The 14,565-nt window shown below is 64.4% G+C and carries 13 protein-coding genes; 1 reads left to right on the plus strand and 12 read right to left on the minus strand.

The window, feature by feature from the left end:
* Nucleotides 1-4: 4 nt before the first annotated feature.
* The 6 genes from A4R29_RS28045 to A4R29_RS28070 all read right to left on the minus strand — a co-directional run bounded on the left by A4R29_RS28045 (nt 5) and on the right by A4R29_RS28070 (nt 5,893).
* Entirely contained in the window at nt 5-790 is a 786-nt protein-coding gene (locus A4R29_RS28045) for a hypothetical protein (RefSeq protein ID WP_027163039.1), read from the minus strand.
* Between the two features lie 301 nt (nt 791-1,091).
* Nucleotides 1,092-1,853 (minus strand): SDR family NAD(P)-dependent oxidoreductase, encoded by a 762-nt coding sequence (locus tag A4R29_RS28050; RefSeq protein ID WP_063173326.1) that lies wholly within the window; start codon nt 1,851-1,853, stop codon nt 1,092-1,094.
* 10 nt (nt 1,854-1,863) lie between these two features.
* Nucleotides 1,864-2,676, minus strand: a complete 813-nt coding sequence (locus A4R29_RS28055) for an ABC transporter permease (protein ID WP_024504751.1) — start codon at nt 2,674-2,676, stop codon at nt 1,864-1,866.
* On the minus strand, nt 2,676-3,539 hold the full coding sequence (locus A4R29_RS28060; RefSeq protein ID WP_013528934.1) for an ABC transporter permease: 864 nt from the start codon (nt 3,537-3,539) through the stop codon (nt 2,676-2,678). Before A4R29_RS28060 ends, A4R29_RS28055 begins: the two co-directional genes overlap by 1 nt.
* Before the next feature lie 73 nt (nt 3,540-3,612).
* Complete coding sequence (locus A4R29_RS28065; RefSeq protein WP_063173327.1) at nt 3,613-4,776, minus strand: ABC transporter substrate-binding protein; 1,164 nt, start codon at nt 4,774-4,776, stop codon at nt 3,613-3,615.
* Nucleotides 4,757-5,893, minus strand: a complete 1,137-nt coding sequence (locus A4R29_RS28070) for an ABC transporter ATP-binding protein (RefSeq protein ID WP_013528932.1) — start codon at nt 5,891-5,893, stop codon at nt 4,757-4,759. The genes A4R29_RS28065 and A4R29_RS28070 overlap by 20 nt, the downstream gene beginning before the upstream one ends.
* Nucleotides 5,894-6,007: 114 nt before the next feature.
* Between A4R29_RS28070 and A4R29_RS28075 the strand changes: the two genes are divergently transcribed.
* Nucleotides 6,008-6,814 carry a response regulator transcription factor gene (locus tag A4R29_RS28075; RefSeq protein ID WP_024504754.1) on the plus strand — a complete coding sequence of 269 codons (807 nt, stop codon included), beginning with the start codon at nt 6,008-6,010 and terminating at the stop codon, nt 6,812-6,814.
* Between the two features lie 5 nt (nt 6,815-6,819).
* On the opposite strand, the gene A4R29_RS28080 is transcribed toward A4R29_RS28075, so the two are convergent.
* From A4R29_RS28080 to A4R29_RS28105, 6 genes are all read right to left on the minus strand, one after another.
* Nucleotides 6,820-8,886 (minus strand): 3-hydroxyacyl-CoA dehydrogenase NAD-binding domain-containing protein, encoded by a 2,067-nt coding sequence (locus A4R29_RS28080; RefSeq protein WP_063173328.1) that lies wholly within the window; start codon nt 8,884-8,886, stop codon nt 6,820-6,822.
* A 137-nt stretch (nt 8,887-9,023) separates the two neighbouring features.
* Nucleotides 9,024-9,971 (minus strand): ABC transporter permease, encoded by a 948-nt coding sequence (locus A4R29_RS28085; RefSeq protein WP_027163044.1) that lies wholly within the window; start codon nt 9,969-9,971, stop codon nt 9,024-9,026.
* Between the two features lie 3 nt (nt 9,972-9,974).
* Nucleotides 9,975-10,955 carry an ABC transporter permease gene (locus A4R29_RS28090; protein ID WP_063173329.1) on the minus strand — a complete coding sequence of 327 codons (981 nt, stop codon included), beginning with the start codon at nt 10,953-10,955 and terminating at the stop codon, nt 9,975-9,977.
* A gap of 1 nt (nt 10,956) precedes the next feature.
* Complete coding sequence (locus A4R29_RS28095; protein WP_063173330.1) at nt 10,957-12,426, minus strand: sugar ABC transporter ATP-binding protein; 1,470 nt, start codon at nt 12,424-12,426, stop codon at nt 10,957-10,959.
* Nucleotides 12,427-12,475: 49 nt separating this feature from the next.
* A complete protein-coding gene (locus A4R29_RS28100; RefSeq protein WP_013528926.1) occupies nt 12,476-13,489 on the minus strand; it encodes an ABC transporter substrate-binding protein in 1,014 nt (337 codons plus the stop codon).
* 96 nt (nt 13,490-13,585) lie between these two features.
* A complete protein-coding gene (locus A4R29_RS28105) occupies nt 13,586-14,479 on the minus strand; it encodes an SMP-30/gluconolactonase/LRE family protein (protein WP_244506874.1) in 894 nt (297 codons plus the stop codon).
* Nucleotides 14,480-14,565: the final 86 nt, after the last annotated feature.

Consider the following 14,565-nt stretch of genomic DNA (forward strand, 5'->3'; position numbering starts at 1 on the left):
TTCGTTACGGCGTCGTTTCCGTCTGCATTGCGGCAGCCGTCTGGTCGATCTTGTCGGCAAGGACGCCCTGAGCCCAGGACGTGACCGCGGCGTCGACGGGCTTGTTGGCCATATCCGTCAATGCCGCGTCGAGCGAAGCATCATCGGTGCCGACGTCTGCCGCGGCAGCCGCCTCATTGGCGGCGGTGACCTCAGTCTGCTGAGCAGCGATTTCGGCCTGCAGATCCGTTATCTTTCCAGGCAAGGCTGCCTGATCTTCGGGAGTCATGGCCGCAACCTGCTCGGGCGTCAGCGATGTCAGCGCGCTCAACTGCGAATTCAGCGCATCCAGCTTCTCCTGGGCCGCTTCAGCGGCTGCCTGAGCGACCTTGGCTTTGGCCGACTGCGTCACGAACGCCTGGATGCCGGCGAACTTCTTGCTCTTCGAATTCATATAGGCGTTGATGTTGCGCTGCAGTGAGTTCAGCCGGCCAAGCTTGGCGTGGATGTTCTTCTCCTTGGGAACCGACGAAACCTTTGTGGTTGTGTCGACCGTGGTGTCGTCCGCTTTGGCCTTGGCCCGGCCCGGGGCCGACGAAGATTTGCCGTGCGAAGCGCCGCTCTTGCCATTGCTGCCGTTGTGGCCGTTGCCGCCCCCATTGCCATTGCCGCCAGCATTGCTACCGCCGTTGCCGTGCCCGTTGCCTCCGGCATTGCCACCGCCACCGCCGTGCCCATTGCCGGCGAGCGCCGGAGATGCCAGGAGCGCCAATGCGGCAAGCGCCGCCAGCAGAGTTTTCCGGTTTGTCATGGTAATCTCCTCGGGAATCGTCGCCCTGGCCCGACCGCTAAGCGACCGTCCTATGAGGAATTGCTAATAGTGCAGAGTAAACTTTAGACAAATGCTGTCTCAATACGCGATCTGGCACCCGGCCAGAAACTTAACCGACTGATATCAAACACAAATTCACGCTCTTGGACGGCCATGGCACTGAAGTCCCATGCCGGCAGGACTATAGTCCTGCCGGCAAGCAGCGGCATGGGTGAAAGTCTTTGCGTGGTATATCGGACAAGCTTTGAAAACAGGGGAGTTGATAGCGAAAGCAAAAGGCTCAGCCGATACTTTCACCGCCGTCGATTACCAGCGCCTGGCCGGTCATGAAGGATGAACGGTCGGAGACAAGGAACAGGATCGCTTCGGCGATCTCATCGGCGCTGGCCCAGCGGCCCATCGGGATCTTGGTGCGGACATAGGTTTCGATCGCCCCGCGTCCGCCCATCTGGGCGATGAACGGTTCGTTGAACGGCGTGTCGACCCATCCCGGGCAGAGCGCGTTGACGCGCACATTGTGCTTGGCATAGTCGAGCGACATCTGCCGTGTCATCGCCACCACCGCATGTTTGGAGGTTGCGTAGGCGATCATCTCGCGGTCGTAGAACACGCCCGAATTGGAGGCGGTGTTGAGGATGACGCCGCCGCCTCGTGCGATCATCGATGGCATGACGATCCTGGCCGCCAGGAACTGCGCCCGCACATTGACCCGCCACGAGGCATCCATGCCGCCGACCTCCACTTCGGTCAGCGTGCCGCCGACCTGGATGCCGGCGTGATTGTGCAGGATGTCGATGCGCCCATGCCTGTCGAGCGTGCCGGCAATGAGCTGTTCGACCGCCGCATCATCAGCGACATCGGTCGTGATCGCCTCGGCTTGGCCACCGACCGCGCGGATGTCCGAAGCCGTTGCTTCGCCGGCGGCCTGATCCCTGTCGGCGATGACGACCACCGCGCCTTCCCTGCCCATGATCATGGCGCCGGCGCGCCCGATGCCGGAGCCGGCGCCTGTCACCACGGCGATGCGGTCTTTGAGGATCATGATGCGGCTTTCAGTTCGACGGCTTGCGCTGGCGCAACTGCCATTGGGCAAGCACCACGAGCAGCACGGAAGCGACGAGCACGATCGTCGCGATGGCGTTGATCTCCGGCGTCACGCCGCGCCGGATCGACGCGAAGACATAGATCGGCAGCGTCGTCTGCGCGCCGGCGACGAAGAAGGCGATGATGAAATCGTCGAAGGAGAAGGTGAAGGCGAGCAGGAAGCCGGCAACGACCGCCGGCATGATCTGCGGCAGCACGATCGAGCGGAACGTCGTCAACGGCGTCGCGTAGAGATCGCTCGACGCCTCGACCAGATTGCGGTCGAGGCTGCCGAGCCGCGTGCCGACGATCATCGTCACCAGCGCCATCGAGAACAGCCCGTGCGCCGCGATGATCGAACCGTAGCCGAGCGCCAGCCGCGGCGGCTGATCGTCCGGCCAGATCGAGGCGAGGAACGGATTGACGACGGTGAACAATTGGACGAGCGCGACCAGAGTCGAAATGCCGATGACGACGCCCGGAACGACGATCGCGGCGCCCAGAAGTGCGTCGAAGACCGCGCGGGTCCGCACGCCGACGCGCGCCAGGCCGAGTGCCGCCGCGGTGCCGCACAGCGCCGCCAGCAAGGCGCTGGTGGTGGCGATGAACAGGCTGTTCTTCAGCGCTTCGACCAGGAACGGGTTCGCCAATGCCTTGCCGTACCATTGCACCGAAAAGCCGGTGAACTCGCTGGCATGGTGGCCGGCGTTGAAAGAAAACAGCACCACCAGCGCGATCGGCAGATAGAGGAAAGCGAACACCGCAATGACGAAAGCCCGCATCAGATCAGATCCACCCGGCGCGCGCCCGAAACCCGGGTCGAGATGCGGTTGGCGGCAATCAGCACCACCACCGAGACCAGCACCAGCGTGATCGCGATGGCCGATCCGAACGGCCAGTTGCGCGATTGCAGGAACAGGTCGACCAGCGCATTGCCGATGAAGAACACCTTGCCGCCGCCAAGCAGCGTCGGGATCAGATATTCGCCGAGCAGCAGGATCATGACCAGCGAGAAGCCGGTCATGACGCCCGGCAACGACAGTTTCAGGGTCACGCCCAGGAAAGTCGATAATGGCGTGGCGCCGAGATCGGCGGAGGCTTCCAGCAGCCTGCGGTCAAGCCGTTCGAGGCTGACATAGATCGGCAGGATCATCAGCGGCAGGTAGCCATAGACGATGCCGAGCAGCACCGCGCCCGGCGTGTTGATCAGCCTGACATCCTCGATGCCGACAAAGGCGAGCAGCGCCGGAATGCCGCGCCCGCCCAGAATGTACATCCAGGCATAGGTCCGCATCAGCAGGCTGGTCCAGAACGGAATGACGACCAGCGCGAGCAGGATCAGCCGCCAGCGCTGCGGCGCGCGCAAGGCGAGATAGTAGGCAACGGGATAAGCGACGAGAAGGCAGGCGAGCGCTCCCACCGGCGCCAGCACCATCGTGTTCCAGAAGGCGGTCGCCCGCGCCGGAAGATTGGCATATTGCGCCAGCGTAAAGGCGGCCTGATAGCCGCCTTCCGGTGCGCGTTCGCCGACGCTGAACACGGCGATGGCGATGAACGGCAGCACCAGGAACACCACCAGCCACGCGGTCGCCGGACCGAGCAGCATGGCGGTCAGAAAATTCCTGCGAAGACGGCTGCCGTGCATGGAAAGATTGCCCCGGTGCCGGCGGGCATAAACCCGCCGGTCAAATTATCTGAGTCGAATTTGAGGCCGTCGCTCAGGCCGACTTGAAGCGCGCCATCAATTCGGCGCGGCCCGGATCAGTCAACGTTGCCGCCGCGCCGAATTCCAGCGGCGTCAACAGGTCGGCTGCCGGATAGAGGATCGGGTTGTCGAGCACCTCCTTGGGCAGCAGCTTGTTGACGCGCGCATCGGTCGACGGCGCACCATTGGCCAAATGCTCCTTCACCGCCACCTGCGGATTCATCAGGTAGTTGAGCAGCGCGTAACCGGCGGGCTTGTTCGGCGCGTCTTTCGGAATGGCATAGAAATCGGTCCAGATCTCGCCGCCTTCCTTGCCCAGCACATAGGCGATCTCGGGAATGTCGCGATGCAGCTGCGCGCCGTCATTCGTCCAGCACATGGTCATCCACGCGTCGCCGGCGCGCATCCCCGGCTGGTAGTCGGAGGAGACCGCGAACAGATGCGGCTTGACCTTCAGCAGCAGTTCCTCCGCCTTGGCCAGTTCGTCCTGCTTGAGCGAATTGAACGAGTAGCCGTAATATTTCAGTGCATTGCCGATCGTGGTCAGCTGGTAGTCATGCACCATGGTGCGGCTGTCGCCTTCGGCCATGGCGGTGTCCCAGAACTCCTTCCAGCTCGTCATCGGCTTGGTCAGCTTCTTGGTGTTGACGGCAAAGCCGGTGGTGCCCCAGTTCTTCGGCACGGCGTAGATCGTCCCGTCGATCGTGCCCTCCGAGGTGAAGCGCGGATCCTCTTGCGAGCCGTCGAAATTCGGCAGCTTCGCCATCTCCAGCGGCTCGATGATGCCGAGCTTCTTGTAGGTCGAGATCGTGTAATTGGTCGGCACGAACAGGCTCCAGCCCGAGGCGCCGGCCTGCAGCTTGGCCAGCATCTCCTCATTGGAGCCGAACACGTTGACCTCGACGGCGACGCCGGTGTCCTTCTTGAAGTTCTCGAAGGTCGCCGGGTCATGATAGTTCGGCCAGGTGGCGATCGACATGCGATCGCCAAGGCCTTCCGCGGCAAAGGCCGGTGTCGGCATGATGCCGATCTCGCGCGCCATCACCGCCGTGGCAATGCCAAGGCCAGTGAGGCCGAGGAAGTCGCGGCGGCCGATCGAGCCGCGCTTCAAACGCATCAGCTGGTCGACGAAATTCTCGGGGCTTATCGGCAGTCCGTCACGATATGATTTCGACATGTTTATCTACCCTCTGGTTGGCCCCGTTGTTCTTGGTCTCCGCAAACGCCAGCGGCGTTCCGGAGGCAAAGCCGATGGCGACGGGTTCACCCGGCTTGAAGAGATTGCCGTGACCGATCAGGTGATCGGCTTTGGCCAACAGCGTTCCGATGCCCTTGACCTCGATCGCGTATTCCGCCGTCGAGCCCAGGAATATCCGGTTGCGGACGATGCCCTTGAATGGGCCGCTTGCCTGGGCGCCGAGACTGAGTGATTCAGGACGAAGGCTGACCGAAACGACCTCGCCCTGCTGCAAAGCGGTCCGTTTGCGCGCCGCAATGACGGTGCCGTCCGCGAGCGCCACCTCCACCAGATCGCCCGAATGCCCGGCGACGGTACCGCTCAAGAGATTGGTCTTGCCGACGAAATCGGCAACAAACAGGTCGGCCGGTTCGTCATAGATCTCGCTCGGCTGCCCGAGCTGGACGATGCGGCCGCCATTCATGACGCAGACGAAATCGCTCATCGACAGCGCTTCCTCCTGGTCGTGCGTGACCAGCACGAAGGTGATGCCGATCTCGCGCTGCAGGTTCTGCAGCTCGATCTGCATGTCGGTGCGCAGCTTCTTGTCGAGCGCCGCCAGCGGCTCATCGAGCAAGAGCACCGCCGGCTTGTTGACCAGGGCGCGGGCAAGCGCCACACGCTGCTGCTGGCCGCCCGACAGTTCGTGGATCTTGCGGCGGCCATAGCCGGCGAGCCGCACCATTTCGAGCGCCTCGCCCGCTCTTGAGGCGATCTCGCGCGAAGACAGCCTTGGCCGCGCCTGGCGCAGCCCATAGGCGACATTGTCCTCGACATCGAGATGCGGAAACAGCGCGTATTGCTGGAACACCATGTTGACCGGCCGCCGGTAGGGCGGCGTGCCGGCCATGTCCTGGCCGCGAATGAACACCTGGCCTTCGCTCGGCTGTTCGAAGCCGCCGATCATGCGCAGGCAGGTGGTCTTGCCGCAGCCGGAGGGACCGAGCAGCGCGACAAAGGCGGAGGGCGGGACAGCGAGATCGATGCCGCTGACCGCGGTCACCGCGCCATAGCGCTTGGTGACGCCGCGAAACTCGATGTCGGGCACTGCGGTCAAGGCTGATGGCTCCAGCAACAGGGCAATATCGGAACGCTACCAGAGCCAATGGCGGCTAGTATATACCTCTCAGGTGGTATATCTGGTCTATTTTCTCGTTTAAGGGGGTATGCATTGTCCCGCAGCGACGAATACAGCCGGCTCGCCACGCTCGTCGCGACGACGCGGGAGACCAGCGGCGACCTCTTTGGCCAGGCGCTGGTCGAGTGGCTGCGGCAGCACGTTAGATTCGACCACTGCGTGATCTTCGGCTATCGCGGCGCCTCGCGCCCGCCGCTGCTGTTCGAGACCTTCTCGCCCACCGAGAGCCATGTGTTCGTCGCGCTCTATCAGGAAGGGCCGTATCTGCTCGATCCGTTCCATCACGCTGCGGTCGAGCGTAAGGAAGGGTTCTGGCGCATGCGCGAGCTGGCGCCGGACCGTTTCTATGCCAGCGAGTATTTCCGCTCCTATTACAGCCAGACCAGGCTGGCCGAGGAGGTCGGCTTCTTCGTGCCGCTGCCGGGCAAGGATGCGCTGGTGCTGTCGCTGATGCGGCTGCGCGCTTCAGGCCCGTTCGGCACCGCCGATGCCAGATTGCTGCGCGATATGGCGCCGGCGGTGATCAGCTTCATCAGGTTGCGCTGGCCTGCTCTTCCGGCCGACGAAACGGCGGAAGCGAAGCAGGACGAGACGGCCGCTATGGTCAACGAGTTCGACCGCGCCCATATCTGGCAGAGCCTGTCGCTGACGCCGCGCGAAAAGCATGTCGTCGACCTGGTGTTGCAGGGGCATTCGACGGAGTCGATCGCCCGCGCCATGCGCATCGTGCCGGGAACCGTGAAGGTCCATCGCCGCAACATCTACCGCAAGCTCAAGATCAAGTCGCAGGCCGGCCTGTTCGCGCGCTTCGTCGAGATCATCGATGCACGGATCCGGTAGGCTCTCTAACCGCCGGCTTCCCACGCCCCGGTCTCGGCCATCCGCTTCAGCAACGGCGCCGGCTTGAACACATCCTTGCCCGTCCGTTGATGCCAGTATTCGAGCCGCTCGATGATCCTGGCCGGACCTTCAAGGCCAACCCAGAACATCGGTCCGCCCTTGCCGATGGGAAAGCCGTAGCCATTGACCCAGACGACATCGATGTCAGACGCACGGGCCGCTATGCCTTCCTCCAGGATCTTGGCGCCCTCGTTGATCAGGGGGTAAAGCGTGCGCTCTACGATTTCCTCCGCACTGATCGCACGCGGTGCGATACCCTTCTCGGCGGCCTTGTCGCGGATCAGCGCTTCAACCTCGGGATCCGGCACTGGCGTGCGCGCGCCAGCCTCGTAGAGATAAAAACCCCGGCCGGTCTTCTGGCCGAAGCGTCCTTGTTCGCACAGCGTGTCGGCGATCACGGCTTTCTGGCCGCGTGCCTTGCGGTTGCGCCAGCCAATGTCGAGACCGGCGAGATCGCCCATCTGGAACGGCCCCATCGGCCAGCCGAAATCGGTGAACACCTGGTCGATCTGGCTGGGCGTTGCGCCTTCCAGAAGAAGCGCTTCCGATTCCGAGCCCCGCGCGGCAAGCATGCGGTTGCCGACGAAGCCGTGGCAGACGCCGACCACGACGGCCACCTTGCCGATCCGCCTCGCCAGGTCGACTGATGTCGCCAGCGCATCGGGCGCGGTCTTCTCGGCGCGCACGATCTCCAAGAGCTTCATGACATTGGCCGGCGAAAAGAAATGCAGGCCGAGCACATCCTGCGGCCGCGAGGTCGAGGCAGCGATTTCGTTGATGTCGAGATAGGAGGTGTTGGTGGCCAGGATCGCGCCGGGCCTGGCCACGGCTTCGAGCTTGCCGAATACTTCCTTCTTGACCGCCATGTCCTCGAACACCGCCTCGACGATCAGGTCGCAATCGGCGAGATCGGCATAGTCGGTGGAGCCCTTGAACTGGGCGAGCCGTTGCCGCTTGGCGTCTTCGCTGAGCGAACCGCGCGTGACGGACACCGAGTAGTTCCTGTCGATGGTCGCCAAGCCGCGTTGCAGGGCCTCGTGGCTGGTTTCCAGCAAAATCACGGAATAGCCGCCATTGGCGAAGGCCATGGCAATGCCGCCCCCCATCGTACCGGCGCCGATGACGCCGACGCGGGCGATCTTGCGCTTGACGATGTCCTTGCTCGGAAGCTTTGCCGCCTCACGTTCGGCGAAGAACAGATGGCGCTGCGCCCGCGACTGGTCGCTGGCGACCAGCTTGACGAACAGCGCACGCTCCGCCGCCAGCGCCGCATCGAAGGGCAGCGTGACGGCATTGCGCACCGACTGCGCGCAAGCGATCGGTGCCTCGAGCCCGCGCGCTTTCCTGGCAAGATCCGCAGCCTCGGCGTCGAACGCCGCGAGGTCGGCCTGCTTGAGTCCTTCATTGCGATCACGCACCGGCGTGAAGGGACCACCCTTGCGGGCGATTTCCCCAGCGAAGTTCACGGCATGCGTGGTCAGAACGCCTTCGAAGACGGCATCGACGAGACCGGCGGCGTGCGCCTCGGTCGCGCCGATCGGCGCACCTGAGACGATCATCTTCAACGCCTTCACCGCGCCGACAAGGCGCGGCAGCCGTACCGTGCCACCGCCACCCGGCAGCAGGCCGAGTTTGACTTCCGGCAGGCCGAGCTTGGCGCCGGCATCGGCAACACGGAAATGGCAGCCCAGCGCCAGCTCCAGCCCGCCACCGAGCGCGGTGCCGTGGATGGCTGCGACCGTCGGCTTGGCGATGGTTTCCAGCGTCGCCACGATGGCGCGCAGTTCGGGCTGCTGCATCGGCTTGCCGAACTCGGTGATGTCGGCGCCGGCGACAAAGGTTCGGCCGGCGCATGCAATGACGATGGCGGCAACCGACGCATCGTCGCGCAATTCGACCAGCGCCTGCATCAGCGGTTCGCGGACATGGAAGCTCAGCGCGTTGACCGGCGGATTGTCGATGGTGACGACGGCAACGTCGCCGTCGCGGCTGACCTTCACAAAATCGGACACGCAAACCTCCCAGCATTATTCAGCGGCCGTGGCCACGCGAACGGGATTTACAGCGCCGTAACGTCGAAGGGAACCGGATGTCGGCCTGGCACAATGATTACAGGCCTTGAAGGTGTCTGGGACGACGAAGGCGGAGGCTACCGCAGCGCCTTCTGCCCGCCCGCCGCCGTGATCACCCCGACAATGATCAGCCCCGTCAGCAGCAACCGCACCCCGGCGCTCACCCCAAACGTGTTGAGCATGGTCAAAAGCAGCACCAGGAACAAAGCCGCGCCCCAGACGCCGGGGACATTGGCCTTGCCGCCGGCGACCGACGTGCCGCCGATGACGACGACGGCGATCGAGGCCAGCAGGTATTCGTTGCCGATGTCGACATTGGCGCCGCGGAAATAGCCGGCGAGCAGCGCGCCGTCGATGCCGCCGAGCGCGCCCGACAGCGTGTAGGTGAGGAAGCGGATGCGGCCGACATTGACACCGGCCAGCCACGCCGCGCGAATGTTCTGGCCGATCGCCAGCACCGAGCGGCCATAGATCATACGCTGCAGCGCGATGGCCGCGCCGACGGTGAACAATACCGTGAGGATCGCCAGCACCGGAATGCCCAGCACCTGCCAGTTGGCAAAATCGGCGAAGCCCGGCGGCGGCTTGATCTGCAGCCCGCGGCCATAGCTGATGTCGATCGACTGGATGATGAAGCTGGCCGATAGCGTGGCGATGATCGGCGGGATGCGCAGCGCCCAGATCAGCAGGTAGTTGGCGGCGCCGATCGCCGCCCCGCAGGCAAGTGCCGCCAAAAGCCCGACCGCGATCATGGAATCGTTGCCGTCCATCACCTTCATCGCGACGGCGCTGGCAAGGCCGATATTGGCCGGCAGCGACAGGTCGACATTGCCGGGGCCGAGCGTGATGACGAACATCTGGCCGACGCCGACGATGACGGTGAACACGGCGAGCGACAGCGCCGCCGTGACCATGCCGCCGCCGCCGTAGCCGCCGGTGAAGGCGATCGTTGCCAGCCACACCAGAAGCGCGCCGACGAACGACCAGATCCAGGGTTTGCCGGCCAGCGATTTCACGAAAATCATCGCTCACCTCTCCCGGCGGCTGATCAGCACCCGCGCCGCCAGCACTATGATGAGGATGGCGCCGTTGGCGGCAACCTGCCAGTCGGGCGGAATGTGCATGAAGGTGAGCAGCGGCGAGGCGGCGAGCGCCAGCGTCAGCGCGCCGATCACCGCACCGATCGGCGACACCCGGCCGCCGACGAATTCGCCGCCGCCGAGGATGACGCCGGCGATCGCCAGCAGCGTGTAGCCATTGCCGATATTGGCATCAGCCGAGGTGGTGATGCCGATCAGCGCCATGCCGGACAGCACGCCGAACAGGCCGGCGAGCGCAAACAGCACAATCTTGGTTCGGAGCAGCGACCAGCCGGCGCGACCGAGCGCCGCCGGATTGCCGCCCGAGCCGCGCAAGATCACGCCGTAGGAGGTGCGCATCAGGCCGAAATGGACGATGAGGCCGATCAGCAGCGCCGCAATGATCGGGAACGGCACAAAAGGCGGCTTGAACGCCATCAGCCCGAGCAGCCAGTCCGGCGCCTTGCCGCCCGGTTTGGGCAGAACGAGAATCGCGAGCCCCTGCCAGACGAAGCTCATGCCGAGCGTCACCACGATGGACGGCAGGTTGCGCAGATGGATCAGTGCGCCGAGCAGCGCATAGACGCCGATCGATCCGAGCAGGATGGCGGCGCCGATGAGCGGCGCGTCCTTCAGCCAGGTCGCGGTGACACAGCCGACGAAGCCGACGAAAGTGCCGATCGACAGGTCGAGCTCGTTTCCGGCAATGACGAACATCTGCGCGATCGTCGCCAGCGCGATCGGGATCGCCAGGTTCAGCATCAGGCTGAAGCCGAAATAGCTGATGGCGCGCGGGTTGAGCCAGGCGATGGCGAGCAGCACCAGCGCCAGCGACAGCGCCGGCAGCAGCCCGCGCAGCAGGCGCGCACGGGCCAGCGCGCCACGTTCGGCGGAAGTCCTGGCAGCGGTGTCGAGGCTGGCGGCCGTCATCTCAGGCCGCATCGCCGAAGGAGGACTGGATGATCTTCTCTTCGGTCAACTCGTCGCGACGCAGATTGGCGACGATGCGGCCGTTCTTGAAGACATAGATGTGGTCGCAATTGTCGAGCTCTTCGGTTTCCGTGGTGTACCAGAGGAAGGTACGGCCGCGACCGGCCTCTTCGCGCACGAGGTCGTAGACCTCCAGCTTGGTGCCGATGTCGACGCCACGCATCGGGTCGTCCATCAGCACGATCTGTGCATCCGAGCCGAGCGCACGCGCAAACAGCGCCTTCTGCTGGTTGCCGCCCGATAGCGAGAAAATGTTGTTGTTCATGTCAGGCGTACGGATGCCGATCTTCTTCTGCCAAAATGCAGCAAGCTCGGCCTCGCGCTGCGGCGAGATCAGCAGCCCGCTGCGCAGCCGCGCCAGCGAGCGGATGCCGATGTTCTCAGCAATCGACCATTGCGGAAAGATGCCGTCCGACTGGCGGTCGCCGGCGACCAGCGCCACCGGTGCGGTCACCTCGATGCTGGCCCGGGCGCGCGTGGCGCCGCTAAAGATCGCCAGCAGCAGGTCGGTCTGGCCATGTCCCGCAAGCCCGGCAAGGCCGATAATCTCACCGGCGCAGGCGACGAGGTCAGTGCCGTCCTTCTGCGCGGCGGGCCGCGCCCGGACCCTCAGCGGACTGGCGGCGGGCTTGGCGGCAGCGATTTGCGCCGCGATCTTCTGGCGCGCTTCCGCGCCGCCCATCGCCGTCACCAGCCGGTTACGGTCGAAGGCGGTGGCGGCGTCGGCGACAACCACCTTGCCGTCGCGCATCACCACGATGCGGTCGGCGTTGCGCAGCACCTCGCCCAGCAGATGCGAGATCAGGATGCAGCTTTTGCCGCCGGCGACGAAGCGGCGCACGAAGGCCAGCAACTGGCCCGCCGTATGCGCGTCGAGCGACGATGTCGGCTCGTCGAGGATGACGAGGTCGAGACGATCCTGGGTGACCGTGAAGGCGCGCGCCACTTCGACCATCTGGCGACGGCCGATCGACAGGTCGCCGACAATGTCCGAAGCCGAAATGCTGTGGCCCGGAAAGATCTCGTCGAGCTTGGCGGCGATCAGCTCGGCCGCCTTGCGCCGCCAGCCGAAGCCACGCAGCGAAGCGTGGTTGATGCGTGTGTTCTCGGCGACATTGAGATTGGGACACAGCGACAGTTCCTGAAACACGCAGCGTATGCCGAGCTGCTGCGCGCGCGACACCGAGTAGTTGTCCTCGATGTCGCCATGCACGCCGATCTGCCCGCTGTCGGGCACCAGCGTGCCCGCCACCATGTGCATCAGCGTCGATTTGCCGGCGCCATTGTGGCCGACGAGCCCGACGCATTCGCCGGGTCCGACGTGAAAATCCACGCCACCCAGCGCGCGAACGGCGCCGAAATGCTTTTCGGCGCCGTTCAGTCTGATGATGTCAGCGTTACCCCTGGGCATGCTCAACGATACTCGCTTGGCGATACGGACGGCAACGCTTGGCCGACATTCACTTGATGTTGGCTTTGATGGCCGCGATCGCGTCTTCCTGCGTGTATTCGTGGCTGGCGACGCCGCCCTTGGGGATCTTTGGCAGCTCGGCCTCGAAATCGTCCTGGGTGAAGGCCAGATACGGCACCAGCAGGTCGTGCGGAATATCGGTGCGGCCGTCGAGCACCTGCTGCGCCACCCAGAAGGCGAGCGATGACACGCCGGGCGCGATCGATGCCGACCAGGTCTGGTAGCCGTCCTTGTCCTTCTGCTCCTTCCACCACTGCAACTCGTCCTGGCGGTTGCCCATGATGATGGTCGGGCGCGGCTTGCCGGCGGCGGCGAAGGCCTGTGCGGCGCCGTAACCGTCGCCGCCCTGGTCGACGACGCCGACGATGTCGGGCAGCGACGGCAGGATGGTCGCCACCGCCTTCTGCGCCGTCGTCTGGTCCCAGTCGCCGGTCACCGAACCGACGATCTTGAACTCGGGATGGGCGGCGACACCTTCGAGGATGCCGGCATGGATGGCATCATCGATCGAGGTGCCGGCAAGGCCGCGGATTTCAAGCAGATTGCCGCCCTTGGGCTGGAACTTGGCCATCTGCTCGACTTCCTGCTTGCCCATGTCCTTGAAGTCGACGACGACGCGGTAGGCGCAAGGCTCGGTCACGGTGCCATCGAAGGAGACGACGGTGATGCCGGCATCGCAGGCCTGCTTGATGGCGCCGTTGAGCGCATCCGGCGAGGCAGCGTTGATGACGATCGCGTCATAGCCCTGCAGGATCAGGTTCTGCACCTGCGCCGCTTGCGTCGGCACCTCCTTGTCGGCGGTGGTGAAGATGTCGGCCGCGCCGACCACTTTGTCGGCGACCGCCTTCTTCGTGACGATGCCATAGCTGTCGAGCATCGCCTGCCGCCAGGAATTGCCGGCATAATTGTTGGAAAAAGCAATCTTCTTGCCACTGGTGTCGGCCAGCGCCGTGCCCGAAGCGAGCATTGCCGCCAGAGCGCCCAGAACGAACAGTTTCTTCATGTCGTTATCCTCCCAGATGTGTTGACTGCTGCATTCCCACCGGCTTTGATCCCGGCCTCACTCCCAACTCTGATTTGAGCACGGATTGTCGCGAGCTCAAAACAGTCTCAATCCCGGCACGCGCACCCTGAGCCGGTACAGCGACGTCGACGCGGTGATGTAGAGGCTTTGCAAATCGTCGTCGCCGAAGGTGAAATTCGCGCAATCTTCGGGCGTCCGGATGACGCCAAGAATGGTGCCCGACGCGTCGAAAATGTGGATGCCGCCGGGTCCGGTGCAGTAAAGATTGCCGCGGCTGTCGATCTTCATGCCGTCGGGCGCTCCCGGCCCCTCGCCCTCGGTTACTGCCCACACCGCGCCGCCATTGAGGTCGCCATTGGCTTCGACGCCGAACACCCTGATGTGCCCGCGTTCGGTGTCGTTGATGAACAGCCGCGACTCGTCCAGCGAAAAGCACAGCCCGTTCGGCTGCCCGAAATCGTCGGCCAGCAATGTCAGCCGGGCGCCGTCGCCATCGATGCGGTAGACGCCCTGGAACGGCAGCTCCTGCGGGCGTGGCACGCCATAGAACTCCCTCCGGCCATAGCCCGGATCGGTGAAGTAGATCGATCCGCCGGTGGCAACGACGATATCGTTCGGGCTGTTGAGCTGCTTGCCCTCATGGTGCGTGGCCAGCACTGTTGCGCTGCCGTTGGGCTCGGCGCGGGTCACGCGGCTTGTTGCGTGCTCGCAGGTGACCAGCCGCCCCTGGCGGTCCAGCGTGTTGCCATTGGCCTTGTGGCTCGGCTCGCGGAACAGCTCGATCTCGCCCTCGGCACTGCGGCGATACATCCGGCTTTCCGGAATGTCGGAGAAGACCAGCCATTTCTCATAGGGATGCCAGACCGGCCCTTCGAGGAAGCCGAAGCCGCTCGCCAGCGTTTCGATCGGCGCATCGCCGACGACGTCGTCGAAGCCGGACTGGCGCGCACGCGCCGGCACCGACATCATCGGCTCCCGGCGCGAACAGCCGTGCTACTCCGCATGGTGACGAATGGCATGAGCGCTTCCCGATACAGTCTTCTTGTTGGGGCAGA

The sequence above is a fragment of the Mesorhizobium ciceri biovar biserrulae genome, from assembly GCF_001618845.1.
Taxonomy (GTDB): Bacteria; Pseudomonadota; Alphaproteobacteria; order Rhizobiales; family Rhizobiaceae; genus Mesorhizobium; species Mesorhizobium ciceri.

Coding starts and splice junctions, on each gene's coding strand:
- A4R29_RS28090 (WP_063173329.1), bottom strand. CDS start 10,955: ATGACGGCCGCCAGCCTCGACACCGCTGCCAGGACTTCCGCCGAACGT.
- A4R29_RS28105 (WP_244506874.1), bottom strand. CDS start 14,479: ATGATGTCGGTGCCGGCGCGTGCGCGCCAGTCCGGCTTCGACGACGTC.
- A4R29_RS28050 (WP_063173326.1), bottom strand. CDS start 1,853: ATGATCCTCAAAGACCGCATCGCCGTGGTGACAGGCGCCGGCTCCGGC.
- A4R29_RS28045 (WP_027163039.1), bottom strand. CDS start 790: ATGACAAACCGGAAAACTCTGCTGGCGGCGCTTGCCGCATTGGCGCTC.
- A4R29_RS28085 (WP_027163044.1), bottom strand. CDS start 9,971: ATGATTTTCGTGAAATCGCTGGCCGGCAAACCCTGGATCTGGTCGTTC.
- A4R29_RS28095 (WP_063173330.1), bottom strand. CDS start 12,426: ATGCCCAGGGGTAACGCTGACATCATCAGACTGAACGGCGCCGAAAAG.
- A4R29_RS28100 (WP_013528926.1), bottom strand. CDS start 13,489: ATGAAGAAACTGTTCGTTCTGGGCGCTCTGGCGGCAATGCTCGCTTCG.
- A4R29_RS28060 (WP_013528934.1), bottom strand. CDS start 3,539: ATGCACGGCAGCCGTCTTCGCAGGAATTTTCTGACCGCCATGCTGCTC.
- A4R29_RS28055 (WP_024504751.1), bottom strand. CDS start 2,676: ATGCGGGCTTTCGTCATTGCGGTGTTCGCTTTCCTCTATCTGCCGATC.
- A4R29_RS28065 (WP_063173327.1), bottom strand. CDS start 4,776: ATGTCGAAATCATATCGTGACGGACTGCCGATAAGCCCCGAGAATTTC.